This is a genomic window from Psychrobacter sp. S1-30-MNA-CIBAN-0213, assembly GCF_040309845.1.
In the GTDB taxonomy this organism is placed as follows: domain Bacteria; phylum Pseudomonadota; class Gammaproteobacteria; order Pseudomonadales; family Moraxellaceae; genus Psychrobacter.
This window is the reverse complement of the sequence record NZ_JBEOPE010000076.1, coordinates 1-269: the sequence shown is the minus strand read 5'-3', so window position 1 is coordinate 269 and position 269 is coordinate 1. Positions and strand designations below refer to the sequence as shown.

The window sequence follows — 269 nt, the reverse complement described above, 5'->3', positions numbered from 1 at the left end:
ACCGGTAATAACATTATACCCATTACTCGAAATAACAGGCTTAAGGTAGGTTCGCGTTACTAGAGCAGATAAAATTAAAAAGAAAAGCATATAGGCTGAAACCATAGAGTCAGCGATAAAAACACCTATCACTGGAAATACTATCGCGTAAACTAAACTTGTATAAAAAAACTGCTTAGGCGTTGGTTTAACGAACCACTGTTTTATACCCAAGAAACTATCCCTTATTGGCTATTTATATAAATATAATTATTTGACTTCTATTGTAT

At 32.7% G+C, this 269-nt stretch carries 1 protein-coding gene; it reads right to left on the bottom strand.

The features are described 5' to 3' along the window. Positions 1 to 213 (bottom strand): hypothetical protein (locus AAEY87_RS14015; protein ID WP_350657614.1); only part of this gene is annotated, 213 nt, incomplete at its 3' end. Between the last annotated feature and the right edge of the window lie 56 nt (positions 214 to 269).